This window comes from Pseudoramibacter faecis (genome assembly GCF_036289405.1).
Lineage (GTDB): Bacteria > Bacillota > Clostridia > Eubacteriales > Eubacteriaceae > Pseudoramibacter > Pseudoramibacter faecis.
In genome coordinates this window covers 179,621-195,435 of the sequence record NZ_JAYFFI010000001.1, presented here as the reverse complement: position 1 = coordinate 195,435, position 15,815 = coordinate 179,621, and the positions used below count along the sequence as shown (strand labels likewise).

The 15,815-nt window shown below is 55.7% G+C and carries 18 protein-coding genes; 8 read left to right on the top strand and 10 right to left on the bottom strand.

Translation table 11 applies throughout. The features are described 5' to 3' along the window. Positions 1 to 29: 29 nt before the first annotated feature. Positions 30 to 773, top strand: a complete 744-nt coding sequence (locus V3C63_RS00935; RefSeq protein ID WP_329885948.1) for an arginase family protein — start codon at positions 30 to 32, stop codon at positions 771 to 773. A gap of 63 nt (positions 774 to 836) precedes the next feature. Here the strand turns inward: V3C63_RS00935 and hisIE are convergent, their stop codons facing one another. The 9 genes from hisIE to V3C63_RS00890 are packed head-to-tail and all read right to left on the bottom strand — an operon-like array spanning position 837 to position 8,527. Continuing rightward, complete coding sequence (hisIE, locus tag V3C63_RS00930; protein WP_329885947.1) at positions 837 to 1,529, bottom strand: bifunctional phosphoribosyl-AMP cyclohydrolase/phosphoribosyl-ATP diphosphatase HisIE; 693 nt, start codon at positions 1,527 to 1,529, stop codon at positions 837 to 839. Positions 1,530 to 1,554: 25 nt separating this feature from the next. Beyond that, positions 1,555 to 2,316 carry an imidazole glycerol phosphate synthase subunit HisF gene (gene hisF, locus V3C63_RS00925; RefSeq protein WP_329885946.1) on the bottom strand — a complete coding sequence of 254 codons (762 nt, stop codon included), beginning with the start codon at positions 2,314 to 2,316 and terminating at the stop codon, positions 1,555 to 1,557. A gap of 9 nt (positions 2,317 to 2,325) precedes the next feature. Continuing rightward, positions 2,326 to 3,033, bottom strand: a complete 708-nt coding sequence (gene hisA / locus V3C63_RS00920; protein WP_329885945.1) for a 1-(5-phosphoribosyl)-5-[(5-phosphoribosylamino)methylideneamino]imidazole-4-carboxamide isomerase — start codon at positions 3,031 to 3,033, stop codon at positions 2,326 to 2,328. Beyond that, positions 3,030 to 3,644: an imidazole glycerol phosphate synthase subunit HisH gene (gene hisH, locus V3C63_RS00915; RefSeq protein ID WP_329885944.1), complete on the bottom strand. Its 615-nt coding sequence runs from the start codon at positions 3,642 to 3,644 to the stop codon at positions 3,030 to 3,032. Before hisH ends, hisA begins: the two co-directional genes overlap by 4 nt. Next, positions 3,641 to 4,228: an imidazoleglycerol-phosphate dehydratase HisB gene (gene hisB / locus V3C63_RS00910; RefSeq protein ID WP_329885943.1), complete on the bottom strand. Its 588-nt coding sequence runs from the start codon at positions 4,226 to 4,228 to the stop codon at positions 3,641 to 3,643. Before hisB ends, hisH begins: the two co-directional genes overlap by 4 nt. Further along, positions 4,225 to 5,298, bottom strand: coding sequence for a histidinol-phosphate transaminase (hisC, locus tag V3C63_RS00905; protein ID WP_329885942.1), 1,074 nt, complete (start codon positions 5,296 to 5,298; stop codon positions 4,225 to 4,227). Before hisC ends, hisB begins: the two co-directional genes overlap by 4 nt. Next, entirely contained in the window at positions 5,299 to 6,588 is a 1,290-nt protein-coding gene (hisD, locus tag V3C63_RS00900; protein WP_329885941.1) for a histidinol dehydrogenase, read from the bottom strand. A 30-nt stretch (positions 6,589 to 6,618) separates the two neighbouring features. Further along, complete coding sequence (hisG, locus tag V3C63_RS00895; protein ID WP_329885940.1) at positions 6,619 to 7,260, bottom strand: ATP phosphoribosyltransferase; 642 nt, start codon at positions 7,258 to 7,260, stop codon at positions 6,619 to 6,621. A 1-nt stretch (position 7,261) separates the two neighbouring features. Beyond that, positions 7,262 to 8,527 carry an ATP phosphoribosyltransferase regulatory subunit gene (locus V3C63_RS00890; protein WP_329885939.1) on the bottom strand — a complete coding sequence of 422 codons (1,266 nt, stop codon included), beginning with the start codon at positions 8,525 to 8,527 and terminating at the stop codon, positions 7,262 to 7,264. A gap of 293 nt (positions 8,528 to 8,820) precedes the next feature. Here V3C63_RS00890 and V3C63_RS00885 point away from each other — a divergent pair, with 293 nt between their 5' ends. From V3C63_RS00885 to V3C63_RS00865, 6 genes are all read left to right on the top strand, one after another. Then, complete coding sequence (locus V3C63_RS00885) at positions 8,821 to 9,510, top strand: HAD hydrolase-like protein (RefSeq protein WP_329885938.1); 690 nt, start codon at positions 8,821 to 8,823, stop codon at positions 9,508 to 9,510. Further along, positions 9,503 to 10,744 carry a CCA tRNA nucleotidyltransferase gene (locus tag V3C63_RS00880; protein ID WP_329885937.1) on the top strand — a complete coding sequence of 414 codons (1,242 nt, stop codon included), beginning with the start codon at positions 9,503 to 9,505 and terminating at the stop codon, positions 10,742 to 10,744. The genes V3C63_RS00885 and V3C63_RS00880 overlap by 8 nt, the downstream gene beginning before the upstream one ends. Continuing rightward, positions 10,741 to 11,628, top strand: coding sequence for a 16S rRNA (adenine(1518)-N(6)/adenine(1519)-N(6))-dimethyltransferase RsmA (rsmA, locus tag V3C63_RS00875; RefSeq protein ID WP_329885936.1), 888 nt, complete (start codon positions 10,741 to 10,743; stop codon positions 11,626 to 11,628). Before V3C63_RS00880 ends, rsmA begins: the two co-directional genes overlap by 4 nt. 48 nt (positions 11,629 to 11,676) lie before the next feature. Next, positions 11,677 to 12,321, top strand: coding sequence for a BMC domain-containing protein (locus tag V3C63_RS00870; protein WP_329885935.1), 645 nt, complete (start codon positions 11,677 to 11,679; stop codon positions 12,319 to 12,321). Positions 12,322 to 12,949: 628 nt separating this feature from the next. Beyond that, entirely contained in the window at positions 12,950 to 13,147 is a 198-nt protein-coding gene (locus V3C63_RS11900; RefSeq protein ID WP_483434121.1) for a hypothetical protein, read from the top strand. 45 nt (positions 13,148 to 13,192) lie between these two features. Continuing rightward, a complete protein-coding gene (locus tag V3C63_RS00865; RefSeq protein WP_329885934.1) occupies positions 13,193 to 13,474 on the top strand; it encodes an integrase core domain-containing protein in 282 nt (93 codons plus the stop codon). 55 nt (positions 13,475 to 13,529) lie between these two features. Here the strand turns inward: V3C63_RS00865 and V3C63_RS00860 are convergent, their stop codons facing one another. After that, positions 13,530 to 14,750, bottom strand: a complete 1,221-nt coding sequence (locus tag V3C63_RS00860; RefSeq protein WP_329885933.1) for an LCP family protein — start codon at positions 14,748 to 14,750, stop codon at positions 13,530 to 13,532. A gap of 401 nt (positions 14,751 to 15,151) precedes the next feature. Here V3C63_RS00860 and hpf point away from each other — a divergent pair, with 401 nt between their 5' ends. Beyond that, positions 15,152 to 15,688: a ribosome hibernation-promoting factor, HPF/YfiA family gene (gene hpf, locus V3C63_RS00855; protein ID WP_040639929.1), complete on the top strand. Its 537-nt coding sequence runs from the start codon at positions 15,152 to 15,154 to the stop codon at positions 15,686 to 15,688. The last annotated feature ends 127 nt before the right edge of the window (positions 15,689 to 15,815 follow it).

Genomic DNA, 15,815 nt, shown 5'->3' with positions numbered 1-15,815 from the left:
AAATGCGCGAAAGAAAAGAGGCGGGTGCGATGAAATGGCGGAAACGGCCCGGATTGACCCTGATGAACTTCACCGGGGTTTATCGGCGGGAATATTTTTATGGCGATCGGACGTTTTATTGGCTTGACTGCAGCGGGATACCCGGCACCTACGGCTATTGCGATCCGGCAGCAGCAGCCTGCCTGCGCCGCCGAATGCACACGGCGGGACGCCGGGGGCTGCATTTTCTGGACAACGGCAACTATCATTATCTGAGCTATTTCTGGACCGAAACCATCCGCCGGCCCTTTAACCTGGTGGTGTTCGATCATCATGTGGACGCCAGGCGGCCGCGGTTTGGCTCTTTGCTGAGCTGCGGCTCCTGGCTGCGCGAGGCGCTGCGGGACCATTCGTTTTTAAACCGGGTGTTTTTGATAGGCGCAGGCCGGGATCAGCAGGCACTTCTGGCGGATCCCGCGCATCTGTCCGAAAACACGGCGGCACGGATTACCTGCCTGAACGACGGGGCGGCGCTCGATCCGGTCATTGCCGACGGCTGTCCCGTTTATCTCTCGGTGGACAAGGATGTGCTGTCGCCGGCGATGCTCACCACCAATTGGGACCAGGGAACGATGGTGCTTACGACGCTGACGGCAGCTATTCGCCGACTGACGCGTGCGCTGCCGATTTTAGGGGCGGATATCTGCGGGGAGCCGCCGGAAAACGCCAGGGGAAAACAGATCGTTCAAAGCGATGCCGTCAACCGCGCACTGATGCAGACGCTGATGGCGTAAGCGCACGGCCATCAAAAAACCTGAGACCTTCTGTCTCAGGTTTTTTTGAGTGTTGATCGCGTTTTATTTTTTGATTTTGCCGTGATCGTCGTATTCGTCTCGGCGCCGGGTTTGATGGCGGGCGGCGAGCTTTTCATACACCGCGTCAAAACTCGTGCCCTGATGGTTGAGCAGCACCGTCAGGTGATAGAGCAGATCGGCGGCCTCACTGACGAGCTCGTCCGGATCGCCATTCTTTGCGGCGATGACGGTCTCGGTGGCTTCCTCGCCGACTTTTTTGCAGATTTTATCGATGCCCTCGTGGAACAAATAATTGGTGTAGGAGCCTTCGACGGGGCGGGCCTTGCGGTCTTCGATCTGGGCGGCAAGCTCCGCGAGGATGTCGCTGTTGCCCCGGGCCAGGGCCTCGTCGGCGGCCAGGCGGCGGTAAAAGCAGGAACGGTGGCCGGTGTGGCAGGCGGGGCCGATGGGGTTAACCTGTAAAAGTAGGGTGTCCGCGTCGCAGTCGTAGTCGATGGCGACGACCTTCTGAAAATGCCCGGACGTTTCGCCTTTGGTCCACAAGGTGGATCGGCTGCGGCTGAAGAAGGTCGCGTTGCCGGTTTCGAGGGTCAGGGCCAGGGACTTGGCATTCATCCAGGCCATCATCAGGATTTCCCGGGTGTGGTAGTCCTGGAGAATCGCGGGGATCAGTCCCTGATTGTTAAAGCGGAAATCGACGGTGGAAGGGTCGGTGATGGGTTTTAAGTTTGACATAAAAGCCTTTCTGAATGGATGGCGGTCAGCGTTGGGTGCGCATGGGCAGATCGCGGTCGGCGAGGTAATGCTTGAGGTCGGGGATGGCGATTTCCTGGTAATGGAAGACGGAGGCCGCCAGCGCTGCGTCGGCGCCGATTTCGAGCACCTCGGCGAAATCGGCCATTTTGCCCGCCCCGCCGGAAGCGATGACGGGAATGGTTAGCGTTTCGGCGAGAATGCGGTTGAGCGCGAGGTCGTAGCCGTCCTTGACGCCGTCGGTATCGATGGAGTTGATGCAAATTTCCCCGGCGCCGAGATCCTGCCCCTGCTTCGCCCAGGCGATGGCGTCGATGCCGGTGTTTTCGCGGCCGCCCTTGGTGTAAACATCCCAGCTGCCGGCGGCGTTGCGTTTGGCGTCGATGGAGAGCACCACGCATTGGTTGCCGAAGCGCCGTGCCGCGTCCATGATGAGCTGCGGGTTTTTCACCGCGGCGCTGTTAACAGAGACCTTGTCGGCCCCGGCCATGAGCACTCTGCGAAAATCTTCGGCAGTACTGATGCCGCCCCCGATGGTAAAGGGGATGCGGATGGCCCCGGCCACCTTTTCGACAATATTTAAAAAGATGTCTCGTTCTTCGTAACTGGCTGTGATATCGTAAAATACCAGTTCGTCGGCCCCTTGTTCGGAATAAGTGCGGCCGAGGGCCACGGGATCGTCAACATCCCGAATGTTTTTGAATTTTTGGCCTTTGACCACCCGCCCGTGATCCACATCGAGGCAGGGGATGATGCGTTTGGTGAGCACGGATGCCTCCTATTTGCCGAGATAGGCCTTCAGATCGATGGCCCCCTCATAGATTGCCTTGCCGGAGATCGCGCCGTAAAGCCCCATGGCGGCCAGACGCTCCAGATGCTCGGGACCGGCGATGCCGCCGGAAGCGATGATGTTCATGTTCAGGTTTTGGTTGAGGAGCGCTAACACGTCAAAATTCGGGCCGCCCATCATGCCGTCCTTGGCGATATCGGTGTAAACCAGGGTGGACAGGCCGATTTTTTCCAGCCGGGTGGCGAGCTCCAGCGCTTCGATGTTGCTGTTCTCCGTCCAGCCCTCGGTGCGCACGATGCCGTCTCTCGCGTCGATGGACACGCAGACTTTGTCGTCGTATTTGGCGATGAGGTGCTCGATGAAGCGGAAATCCTTGATGGCCTGGGTGCCGATGATGATGCGGGACACCCCGATGTCGATATACATATCGGCGATGGTCTCGGTGCGGATGCCGCCGCCGAGCTCGACGGGAATATGCACGGCGTCGACGATGGCCTTAACGACGGACAGGTTTTTGGGCTCGCCGTCAAAGGCGCCGTCGAGATCCACCAGGTGCAGGTATTCGGCGCCGTCGGCCTCGAAGCGTTTGGCGACGGCCACCGGATCTTTGAAATAGACGGTCTGATCTTCCTTGACGCCCTGCTTGAGGCGCACGCATTGACCGTCTTTAATATCGATGGCTGGGAAAACAATCATGAGAGAACCTCCTTGAAATTAGTGAGCAGGCGGGTGCCGACGCCGCTGCTCTTTTCGGGGTGAAATTGCATGCCGATGACGTTATCCTTGCGGACGATGGCCGGCACGCGCACGCCGTAATCCGCGTAGGCCACGACGTGAGCGTCGAAATCCTTCGGCACTGCGTAATAGGAATGCACAAAATAAACATAATCTTCACAGGTGATGCTCCGGGCGATGGGATCCTCCCGATGAACGTTTAGGTTGTTCCAGCCCATGTGGGGCACCTTGAGCTGCGGCGTGTCAAAGCGCACGACCCGTCCGGGAATCAGGCCGAGTCCCGGCCAGCGGCCGTCCTCCTCGCTCTCGTCGAAGAGCAGTTGCATGCCCAGACAGATGCCGAGCAGCGGTTTGCCCCCCGCGACGCTGCGCTTGAGCGGTTCGTCAAGGGAAAACCGTTCGAGATGGGCCATAGCGTCGGCGAAGGCGCCGACCCCGGGCAGCACGATGGCCGAGGCATCGTCGATCACCGCGGGATCCCGGGTGATCACCGCGTCGAGGGCCACGTCCTGAAGGGCGGTGTGCACATTCTTCAGATTGCCGACATCGTAGTCGATAATGGCGACGGTCATGCGATCACCCCTTTCGTGCTGGGAATGCCACGAACGGTCGGGTCGATGGCGACCGCCGTTTTGAGCGCGCGGCCAAATCCCTTGAAGATGCCCTCCACGATGTGGTGGTTGTTCATGCCGTAAAGGGAGGCCACGTGAATGGTCATGGCGGCGTTGTGGGCAAAGGCGATGAAGAACTCCCGGAGCATTTCCGTTTCGAAATCGCCGATCATTTCCCGGGTCAGGGTGACGTCCCAGACGAGATACGCCCGACCGCTGATATCGATGTTGATGCGGCAAAGGGATTCGTCCATCGGGAGAAATTCGGTGGCGTAGCGGGCGATGCCGGCCTTGTCGCCCAGCGCCCGGGCGAAGGCCTGCCCCATGAGGATCCCCAGATCCTCGATGACGTGGTGGTTGTCGGCGCCGTCGCCTTCGGCGTTTACGGTGAGGTCGAACCGGCCGTGGGCTGCGAAGAGGGTGAGCATGTGATCGAAAAAAGGCACCGACGAATGGATGTCGGAGCAGCCGCTGCCGTCGAGATCGAGGGTCAGGGCGATTCGGGTTTCCTTGGTTTCCCGGCTGAGGGTGGCGGATCGGCTCATTGCAGGGCCTCCGCGATGGCGTCAAGCACGGCGTCGTTTTCTTCCGGAGCGCCGATGGTCAGTCGGAAAGGCGTGAGGCGGTCGTCTGTCGCGCCGAAGGTTTTCACCAGGATACTGCGTTTGCGCATGGCTTTTTCGATGGCGCCGCCGCGGGGCGTCTCAAAATAAATAAAATTGGCGGCGGTCGGGAACACCCGGCCGAGATCAAAGGCGAGCAGCGCCCGGTAAACCCGGTGGCGTTCCGCGTTGAGGGTTTTCACCCGGGCGAGAAGCCGATTGCGGTTTTGAAGGCCGATGAGGGCCGCTTCCTGGGTGAGCTTGTTGAGGTTATAGGGCGATTTGACTTTATTCATCATGTCGATGAGCGGCTTCGGCCCGAGGCAGTAGCCGCAGCGGATTCCCGCGAGACCGAAAGCCTTGGAGAGGGTGCGCATCACGAGCAGATTGCCGTAGCTGTCGACCAGGCGGGCCAGGGAATCATCCGGACTTTTAAATTCGATATAGGCTTCGTCGAGCACCACCAGGGCGTCCGTCTCCTCGAGGATCTGGATCACGTCGTGGCGGGGGAAGAGACCGCCTGTCGGGTTATTGGGCGAGCACAAATAGATGAGTTTGGCGTTGTTTTCTTTTGCAGTGTTGATGATGCCCTCGACGTTGTGGTAATAGGCGGCGTTGTCCGGCACCCAGATAAACTGACCGCCGGCGATGACGCTCCAGATTTCGTACATCGAAAAGCCGGGGGCGTGGCCGACTACCACATCGCCGGGAGCGATAAAGGTCTGTCCGAGCATGGCCATGATTTCGTCCGAGCCGCAGCCCACAACGATCTGATCAGCGGCGACGCCGGTGTAGGCGAAAAGCTCCTCGCGCACGGCGGCCGCCGTGGGATCGGGGTAACGGTTGAAAGCGGTGGCCATCATGCGCTGGCAAAAAGCTTCTTTGAGGGCGTCGGGAAAATCATAGGGATTTTCGTTGGCGTTTAAAATAATTTTGTAATTCGGCGGGACCACCTGATAGGCTTCGAGGACCCGGACACAGGGGCGGGTAAGTTTGGCGGTGTAGTCCATCATTTAAACCTTCTTTCTGAATCTTCTTTCGATGGATTTGGCGTGGGCGTCAAGGCCTTCGGCTTCGGCAAAGGTGACGATGTCGTCGGCGACGGCACGCAGATTGGCCTCGCCGTATTCGATGATGCTCGAGCGCTTGATAAAGTCGTAGGTGCCGAGCGGCGAGGAGAATTTTGCCGTGCCGGAAGTGGGCAGGGTGTGGTTGGGGCCGGCGAAATAATCGCCGAGGGGCTCCGGCGAGTAGTTGCCGAGGAAGATGGCGCCGGCGTTCTGTACCCGGTTGAGATAGGCTTTGGCGTCGGGCAGTGCCAGCTCCATGTGTTCGGGAGCGACGCGGCCGGCCAGCTCAAAAGCTTCGTCCAAATCGTCGCAAACGAAGACAAAGCCGAAATGATCGACAGCGCTTTTGGCGATGGTTTTGCGGCGCAGATCGGCCTTGATCTGGCGATAGACCTCATCGATCACGGCGTCGGCAAAGGCGTCGTCGGTGGTCACGAGAATGGGCATGGCCATCTCGTCGTGTTCGGCCTGGGAGAGCAGGTCGGCGGCGATCCATGCCGGATCGGCAGAGCCGTCGCAAAGCACGAGCACTTCGCTGGGACCGGCAATCATGTCGATGGCCACTTTGCCAAAGACTTCCTTCTTGGCGGTAGCGACAAAAATATTGCCCGGTCCGACGATTTTGTGCACCGGCGCGATGGTTTCGGTGCCGTGGGCCAGCGCCGCGATGGCCTGGGCGCCGCCGACTTTGTAAATTTCCGTCACGCTGGCAATTTTGGCCGCGCAGAGAATATTCGGGTCGATCTGGCCGTCTTTGCCCGGCGGGGTGACCATGGCGATAGAATCCACACCGGCGACGACGGCGGGGATGGTGTCCATCAACACGGTGGAGGGATAGGCGGCTTTGCCGCCGGGCACGTACACGCCGACCCGCTCGATGGGTGTGATGTGCTGGCCCAGGGTGATCCCCGGCGCCGGCTCGTAGGTCCAGGTGGTCTCGAGTTGTTTTTTGTGAAAGGCGCGGATATTGTCCGCCGCTTTTTCGATGGCGGCGACGAGTTTCGGGTCGGCTGCGGCGAAGGCCTCGTTGATTTCTTCGGCACTGACCTTCAGATCAGCGACGTTGCAGCCGTCGAATTGGGCGGTCAGCGCGCGCAGGGCGGCGTCGCCCTCGGCCTTGACGCGATCGATGATAGCGAGCACGCTGTCGCGAATGCTTTGATTATCGGCTTTATTTCGTTTTAAAAGGCGGTCCAGCTGGCCGAGGCTGTCCCGATAGGTTAATTTTTGCATGGTGTTCTCTCCTGAAAACGGCGGGACGGGCTAAAGGGCCAGCGTCTCGAATTTCTGAATGATGGGGTCGATGGCTTGGCTTTTGGTTTTTAAGCTGACCTGATTGACGATGAGCCGGGAGCTGATTTCAAACAGCGTCTCGAGCACGACGAGCCCGTTTTCCCGAAGGGTGCTGCCGCTTTCAACGATGTCGACGATGCAGTCGCACAGACCGAGGATGGGGCCGAGCTCTACCGAGCCGTTGATCGTGATCAGATCCGCCGGCTGATCCAGCCGGTTGAAATAAGTTTTGGCGATATGAGGGTATTTGGTGCCCACGGTAAGTTTGCGGTTGTATTGAATTTTGGTGCCCGCAAAACCGGCGACACACATGCGGCACAGGCCGATGTTGAGGTTGAGCAGCTCGTACACATTGGCGGGGTGCTCCAAAAGCACATCCCGGCCGACGATACCGATATCGGCGGCGCCCTTTTCGACATAGGTGCCGACATCCGGTGACTTGACGAGAAAAAATTCGATGGTGTCCGTGGTGTCGGTAAAGATGAGCTTGCGGCTGTCCTTGGCGTAGTCGGGGAAAATATAGCCGATCTCCTTGAGCCGATCGATGGTTTTGTTGGCGACGCGCCCCTTGGCCAGCGCCATTTTTAATTTGGCATTTTCTTTTTGAATCATGTTATTCTCCTTGCCGGGTTTCAGCCGCATTAAAGGCCTCAATCGGCATCAGCCGATTATTTTTGAATTGAAAGAGACCGTCGGCGGTGATCGCGTAGAAATAGCTGTCGCGGTAAAGCTGCTGGGATCGCAGGGCGACGATGGCTTGCTCCGGCAGATCCGCGGCGGTGCAAAAGATTTCCACCGGGAGTCCCTGACGGCGCCAATCGGCGGCGAGGGCAAAGGCCCGGGGCTTTGCGTTTTCGGCATAGACGATGACGCGGTGTGGCTCCGGCGCATCGTCGAGCAGGCCGTGCTGATCCATAAAGTCCATCAGGCCCAGCAGGTCGACAGCAAAGCCGCAGGCCGGCCGATCGATACCGAATTTTTGGCTCAGATGGTCGTAGCGGCCGCCGTCGATGATGGGCGCGCCCCAGCTGCCGACGTAGGCCTTGAACACGAGATCGGAATAATAATGCATCGCGTTGGTGAAGCCGAGATCAAAGGTGACGGCATCGGCCAGGCCCACCACCTCGAGATGGCGGTAAATGGCCTGCAGATTTGCGACCACCGCCCGCATTTGGTCGTTCACACAGAGGGTGCGCATCCGCTCAAAGGTTTCCCTCGGTTTTCCGTAAAGCCGGGGCAGTTGCAGCACGATCTCGGCAATGGCAGGATCGCATTCGCGCGCGTCCAGGAAGGCGCGGATGTCGCCGATGTTTTTATTGTCGATGAGGCTGATCAGCGCGGTGCGGTCGCTCTCGGAAAGGGCGAGCTCATCCAACAGATAATTGATATAGCCCACATGCCCCATATCGATTTGAATGTCCGCGATGCTGTTGGCCCGCAGTGACTCGATGGCCAGCGCGATGATTTCGCCATCGCATTCCGGCGCGGTGTCGCCGAAAAATTCAACACCCATTTGGGTGATTTCTTTTTTGACGTCGCTGGGAGCGGAAAAGTGACGATAAATATTGGTTTGATAGAAAAATTTGATAATTTCCCCGGGGTCGTGGTGGTTGATGGCCGCCATGCGCGCCACGGAAAGGGTGGCGTCGGGCTTGAGGGCCAGCACTTTGCCCTTGCGGCTGATGAACTTAAAGAGCTCATCGCCCGGGATGGTGTTGTCGGTGATAAATTGATCGAAGGATTCAAAGGTCGGGATTGAAATCTGATGGTAACCGTAGGACTGATAAAGTTTTTTTAGCCTGGCTTCGATGGCGGCTAACGATCGAAAACCCTGATACTGGATGTTCTCGAATCCCTCGATGGTGTAATTGGTCAGCATAAAGTCTCCTCGTTGTTTTATACAGTAGCGTAATAAAGCGATGCCCTTATCTTATCATGGGTTACGCGCGGGGTCAACGGATGTATTGAATTTAATACGCCTGAAATTCTCGGATGCAGAACTTCTGAAGCTGTGTTGCGCCAGAATGGTGCGAGAGAATGGGCATTGCTTTCTGCGTATTTTTTAGTTTATTTTATCATAAAATAAAGATTTTTATTGAAAATTGATCAATCCTGTTGGACAATTAAGACAAATCGGCGGCGAGACGAGCTTAACGAAAGGGGGCTTCAGCCATGACTTATAAATGTGTGTGTTTTGATTTCGACGGCACACTGGCAGATACGGAAGCCCTTATGCTTAAAGTCTACAACGAAATGGCCCGGCGCTATCGATTGGAAACCGTCGAGCCGGAAGCGATCGGTGCGATTAAAGAGATGGCCATGGCCGATGTGCTGAGGCATCTGCACATTCCGTTGCGGCGACTGGGGAAGCTGATCCGATACGGCGGTAAGCAGCTCGCGGCTCGTCAGGATGAGATCATGCCTTTCCACGATCAACTAGGTGATTTTTTGTCCGAGCTGCGGCGCTGGACGCTCTTTTGCGGCATCCTCACCTCCAACACGGCGAAGAATGTCCACGCGTTTTTAACGCGCTATGATCTGAACGCCTGTTTTGATTTTTTAAAATGCGCCGCGTTCTTCGGCAAGGACCGCAGGCTGCTGTGCCTGTGCCGACAGTTGCATATCCGCCCGTCGGAGATGCTTTACGTCGGGGATGAAGTGCGGGACATTCGGGCCTGCCGCCGGGCGGGCATCGATGTGGCAGCCGTCGATTGGGGCTACAACACCCGGACGTCCCTTGCCCGGGCGCACCCCACCTACGAGGTGGACACCCTCGAGGCGATCATCGACATCGTGAAGTCACACAACGCCCGGAGTCTCGAGGCGGAAATCCTCAGACGGATGGTGATCGGCGATGCGTGACGCGCTGGAACGGCTCTTCGATTACTTCGAAGGTGCAGGGTACGCGTTGTATCTGGTCGGCGGCGCGGTGCGGGATGCGCTGCTCGGCTCGGTGCCGACGGATATGGATCTCACCACCGACGCCAGGCCGGAGGCGATGCAGGCATTGTTTTCGCGCGCGCTGCCCGGGGCGCAAGTTGCGACGGCCGGCGCGCGCTTTGGCACGATCGGGGTGCAGCTGGATGGCCGGTGGTTTGAGATCACGACCTTCCGCGCCGACAAAAATTACGGCGACGGGCGTCATCCGGATCGGGTGGTTTTCGGCACTTCGGCCCGGGAGGATGTCTTGCGCCGGGATTTCACGGTGAACGGTCTATTGATGGACCGCCGCGGCGTCGTGCTGGATTATGTGGGCGGCTTTTCGGATTTAAAGGCGCGGCGTCTGCGCTGCATCGGCGACCCGAAGACGCGCTTTGCCGAGGACAGGCTGCGCAAGTGGCGCTGTGTGCGGCTGGCGACGATCAAAGGGTTTGCCGTCGAAGCGGAGACCTGGCACGCGCTTACAGCGGATGCCGACACGGCGGGCGTGAGCTGCGAACGCATCGGCAGCGAGTGGCGAAAGCTTTTAACCGGTCCGCATTTCGGCCGGGGGATGATGCTTTTAACAGCAAGCGGTCTTTGGGCGGACTTGATTCGGCGTTTGGGAATCGGCCGCGCCCGGATGCCTTTGGAAGGCGATGAGGCCGTCATGGACGCCCTGCCGGAGGATCCGGCGGTGCGGCTGGCGTTTCTACTGACCGACGAAAGCGCGATTTCCGAAGTGCTGAAGCCGCTGGCCTTGCCCAGGGCGATGGTGCGGGCGGCCGAGCGATATGGCGAGCGGCAGCAGATCTCGGCCGCTGCGGACATTGTTGCGTTCAAATCGGCCTTGGCCGATCTCGGCAGGCCGTCGTTTGAAAAGCTGCTGGCCCTTCAGCAGGCGCTGGCTGGGGCGGCGGCGGATCAGCGGCGGGCGGCGGCCAATCGAGCGTGCTATGCGCGGATTGTGCAGGAACATCAGCCGATCGTGCGCTCGGAGCTCGCGCTGTCCGCGGCGAATTTAAAGGCGATGGGCCTTAGCGGCGCGGCCATCGGCCGCAGCCTGACCCTGCTTTTGCACCACGTGTATCGCCGGCCGGCGGACAATACACCCGAGGCCCTGCGCGCGGTGTTGACCGAAGCCGCCCGTAAGGAAACAGAAAAGGATAGCGAATGAAACTGACCTCACCGACGACGGTTGAAGCGCTGATGCAGCGCCACGAGCTGCACTTTAACAAGCGCTTCGGCCAAAATTTTTTAATCGACGACCATATTTTAGACAAGGTTGCGACAGCAGGCGATTTGACGTCGGCGGACACCGTGATTGAGGTCGGCCCCGGCATCGGCACGCTGACCCGGGAACTCTCGGCGCGGGCCGGACAGGTGATTGCCGTCGAAATCGATCAGAAACTCATTCCGGTGCTGGGCGAGACCTTGGCCGATTGCGAGAATGTGCACGTGATGAATGCGGATGTGCTCAAAACCGATTTGGCCACTCTGGTGGCTGAGGCGGCGCCGGACGCGACAAGCCTGAAGGTAGTGGCGAATTTGCCCTATTACATCACGACGCCCATCATCATGCAGTTGCTTGAAACCCAGTGGCCTAGCGGGGTGACGCTGGCGCAGATGGTTTTTCTCGTGCAGAAGGAAGTGGGCGAGCGCATTTGTGCTGATCCCGGCGGCAAAATTTACAGCTCGCTGAGCATCGCCTGCCAGTATTATGCCCGGCCGGAAATCGCCTTTACGGTGCCGGCGACGGTGTTCATGCCCCGGCCCAAAGTGGATTCCATTGTTATCGCGATGAGAAAAGCGGCGCCGCCCTATGCGCCGACGGATCCGGCTCAGTTTTTTCGCGTGGTGAAGGCCGCGTTCATGAATCGGCGCAAGACATTAATCAACAGCCTGACCACCAACACGGCCTATGCCAAGGATCAGTTGCTCGCGGCGATGGCAGCGGCCGGCATCGATCCGAAAGTTCGGGCAGAGAAGCTTGACGGCGCGGCGTTTTGCGCGCTGGCCAACGCGCTAATCGCGCTTGAAAAGTCGCCGGATGCATGCTAAAATAAAATCACATAAAACAGCGCTGAACGGAAAAAGGAGGATCCCAAGATGATCGGAGATTTAGTCCACGGGAAATTTGTGGCCAATCGGCTGCTGACCGATGTGGAAGACTGCATGCTCGAACAATATCATCTGCCGGACGGGCACATCGATATCGGCCTGTTCACCACCGCCTGCGACGGCGTGGGCTATGTGGCGGCGGATGATGCGACCAAAAAATCCAATGTGCAGGTCGCCCAGATTTACACCACCTACGGCGGTTGCGGCAAATTTAACGACGGCCAGGTGTTCGGGGTGCTCTCCGGGCCGATGGTTTCCGATGTGGAGCGCGGCCTGCGCTATGTGCGGGAGTTCACCGAAAAGGCATCGACCTGCTACAGCATTTCCGACGACGACAGCACGCTGATTTACGCCCAATGCGTATCGCGTATCGGCAGCTATTTCGCGAAGGCCTACAAACTGAAGCAGGGATCATCCATCGCTTATTTGATCGCGCCGGCGATGCATGGTGCCGTCGGCATCGATGAGGCACTGACCCAGGCTAACGTGGATGTGGTGCGCTTTTGGAGCCGCCCGACCGAATCCAATATGAGCGGGGCCATTTTAACCGGGCGCCAGGCACAGTGCGAAACGGCCGTGAGCGCCTTTAAAGAAGCGATTTTTGACTTGGTCAGCGAACCGATCGAATATTAAAAAGAATCTGATATTGCAGGAAATAAAAAAGAACGCCGAAGGGTGAACTAATAAGATAAAAGTAGACATGTTAAAAAAACATGTCTACTTTATTTTCATGGTATGATTTCATTGGAGGTGTGATGATTAATAGGTCGGAAAAAAGGCGGCAAAAACAGAAAATGGACTAACGAAGAGAGATGACGCTATGTGCTGATGTGCGAGGAAGAAGGTTATCCGGTGAAAACATTGGCAAAGTAGCAAGGGATTCCATTCGGAACATTAGACGGTTGGGTTAAAAAGTATCGTAACGGCGACGTAAATGCACTTAATCCTGATAAGCGTCATCCGGGAAACAAATTTGCAGCATTGCATACGAGCAAAAAACTGACCGAAGAAGAGAGACTGTTGCTCATGGTTGAGAAACTTCAGATTGAGAATGAACGGTTAAAAAAGGTTACATCGCGAAAGGAGTTGGTGCCGACAAGGCGTTCGTTATTTTAAAAGACTTGAATTTCAAATAGTAGACGCGCTTAAAGATGAATACCCAATAACAGAGTTGTGCAGAGAAATGGACGTTAATCGATCTGGCGACTACAAGTAGGCGGCTCGTAAAGAGACCAAGAACAGGTATGAAGTTGACCGGGATGTGCTGACAGAATTGTTAAGGAATGCCCATCACAGACACCGGTCTTACGGATATCACCGACTGGCTAAGATGGTTCGAGATGAAACGGGGAGGTTATTCTCAGACAATCTCGCTCACAAATGCTGTAAAGATGCAGGCATAAGGGCCAGGGTAAGACACTACAATTGGCGCAAGCCGATGATGGGACAAGAATATTAGCGATTCGCCAATATTGTGCGTGGCCGTTGGAACGCATCGGCGCCAATGAAACTCATTGCTTCAGACATGACGGTGATCAGACATAAAGGCATTAAATACGAAATTCGATCAATGTCACGAGCAGGAACGCCAACAGACAATCCTGTCATAGAGGCCATCAATGGATGGATAAAGTGTGAAATCTATTCGGAAGGCTGGCACAAGAGATATGAGACGGCAGCTGAAATGGCTGCCTCATTTGTAGATTATTACAATAACGAGCGGCCTGCCTATGCGTTGCAGTACAAAAGCCCTGTTCAATTCAGAACTGAACTGGGCTTTGGATAGTTTTTTACACTGTCTACTTTTGTTGACTAGTTCACCGAAAGGCGTTTTTTTAGGCTTAATTTTGAGATCGACTTGCCGACGATGCGCTTGTATTTGGCGTTGATGCAGCGGCGCCGGCCGAACGGGATGGTGCCGTTCCAGTGGAAGAACGATATCTGCGGGTGCGGTAACTGCGGTTAGGAGCTGAGCTATTGTAATTTGACGTGCTGCCGCCGGAAGGGGAAGGATTACCCGAAGTCGAAGCACCGGAACCGTGATAGGTACCATAGCCGGTGCGGCTGACAATGCCGTCACTGATGGTGTTCAGCGTTGCGGACGGAGTGTAATTGACGTTGCTGCCATAGATGGATTTGTGCAGTTGAACCGCCGTGTCATAAAGCGTCTTAGGTACCACATAGGAAATGCCGTTCAGTGTGGGTGTTGCATAGTAATTCTCAAAGGGAATGCGCTGACTTACAAAAGTTTTTTTGTCGGTCTGCAGATAGCCCTGCAGAAACTGGGTCATTTCCGCGTTGGACATCGACGTTGTGATATAAGGGTAAACTTTGGAAAATAATTTTAGCGCGGTGAAGGTATCAATTTTGCTCGCCTTTTTTAAGATTTTCTGCACGACTTCCCGCTGGCGTTCCGTCCGGCCGAAATCATCGTCGGAGTGACGGTTGCGGGAATAGCCCAGTGCCTGAGCGCCGTTTAAGTGATTTTTCCCCATTTGAAGATGAGCCGCGTTGGTATGTTCGGTGCCATTGACCATGTCGATGGCCTCGTTGGTGTATTTCAGCACGCGTTCGTCTGTGATATTAACTGTGATGCCGCCAACCGCGTTGACCATTTCCATCATGCAGTCAAAATTAATCGAAATGTAATCCTCGATGTTCAAGTCAAAATTTTCATTTAGAGTTTTAATGGCCAAAGCCGCACCGCCGTAGCTATAAGCGGCGTTGATTTTTTCATAGGTCATGTTGTTTTTGCGACTGGCCGGAATGCGCGCCATGAGATCGCGCATGACCGACGTTATCGTGATTTCCCCGGTTTTGTAATTGACGGACAAAATCATGATGGCGTCGGAACGATTGCCCTCGACGTCGCTTCGGCCGTCGATGCCAAAAACGGCGTAATTGGTGACGCCGCTCGGCAGTTTAGCGACACTGAGTTTGCTGGAATCGAGATTATCACCGGAGATTTTAGCGCGAACTCTAAAAATATAAATGACGCCGCTGCCAACGACCACCATAACGAAAGCCAGAAAGACGGCCAGAAATTTTCGTTTTAAAGTCATGGGATTCCTTTCACGATTGAAATTTGAAATTTATCTGCGCAGATGCACAAAATTGATTTTTATAAAATAAGTGATGATATTATACCATACAAGTGCGCAGCGGCGGCAAGAACTTTAAAAAAGAATGATAATCCGCGACGAGCATGGGAGTTCGAGAAAGCCAAGCTTAAGATCGGGAGAACAATGAATGTGCATCAGACTGAAGAACGGCGGGGATCGAAGACGCGTGCGTCCTATGGGCCAGCGATGTCTTTTGAGAGAGTGCAAATAAAATTTGGCAAAGAAGAGTGCAAATGGCGCCGGACTATGCTATAATGAAAGCGTAACCAAATCAAAAGATTTGGCGCCGCTTTTGCATGCGGTTGGCAGGGCGGCGAATAATGACCGGGAGGACTATCATTATGAAATTTACGATCTATGGCAAAAACATGCATGTATCGGAAGGCTTGAAAGACATCCTGAAGAAAAAATTTCAAAAGTTTGACCGCTATTTTGATAAGGAAACAGAAATTTACGCCACTTTCAGCAAAGATAAAAATGGTCAGATGCTTGAGGTGACCATTCCGCTGGGCAAAACCATCCTGCGGGCTGAAGAATGGAGCGACGACATGAAAAGCTCCATCGAAGCGGTTGTCGACAAACTGGAAGGGCAGCTGCGCAAATACAAGACCAAACTTCAGAAACGCTATGCCAATGAAGCGCCTAAATTGATCTTTGATGCGTTTGAAGATGAAGAAGATGCAGAAAGCGTCGATGTGCCCAAAGTGGTTAGAACTAAAAAATTTGCCATTAAACCCATGTCGGTGGACGAAGCGACGATGCAAATGGATTTGCTTGAACACGATTTTTTTGTCTTTCTCAATGCGGAAACCGATGATGTCAACGTGGTGTACCGCCGTCATGACGGCAACTTCGGCCTCATTGAACCGACGCTTTAATGTCAGATGATTCTACCCGCCTGTTCCGGCGGGTATTTTTGTGGGCGGGTAGATTGGGATGAATTGACATCAGACACCATTTGATTTAAAATTAATCTTAGTTTATCTTCGCGGAAATGCGGAAGAG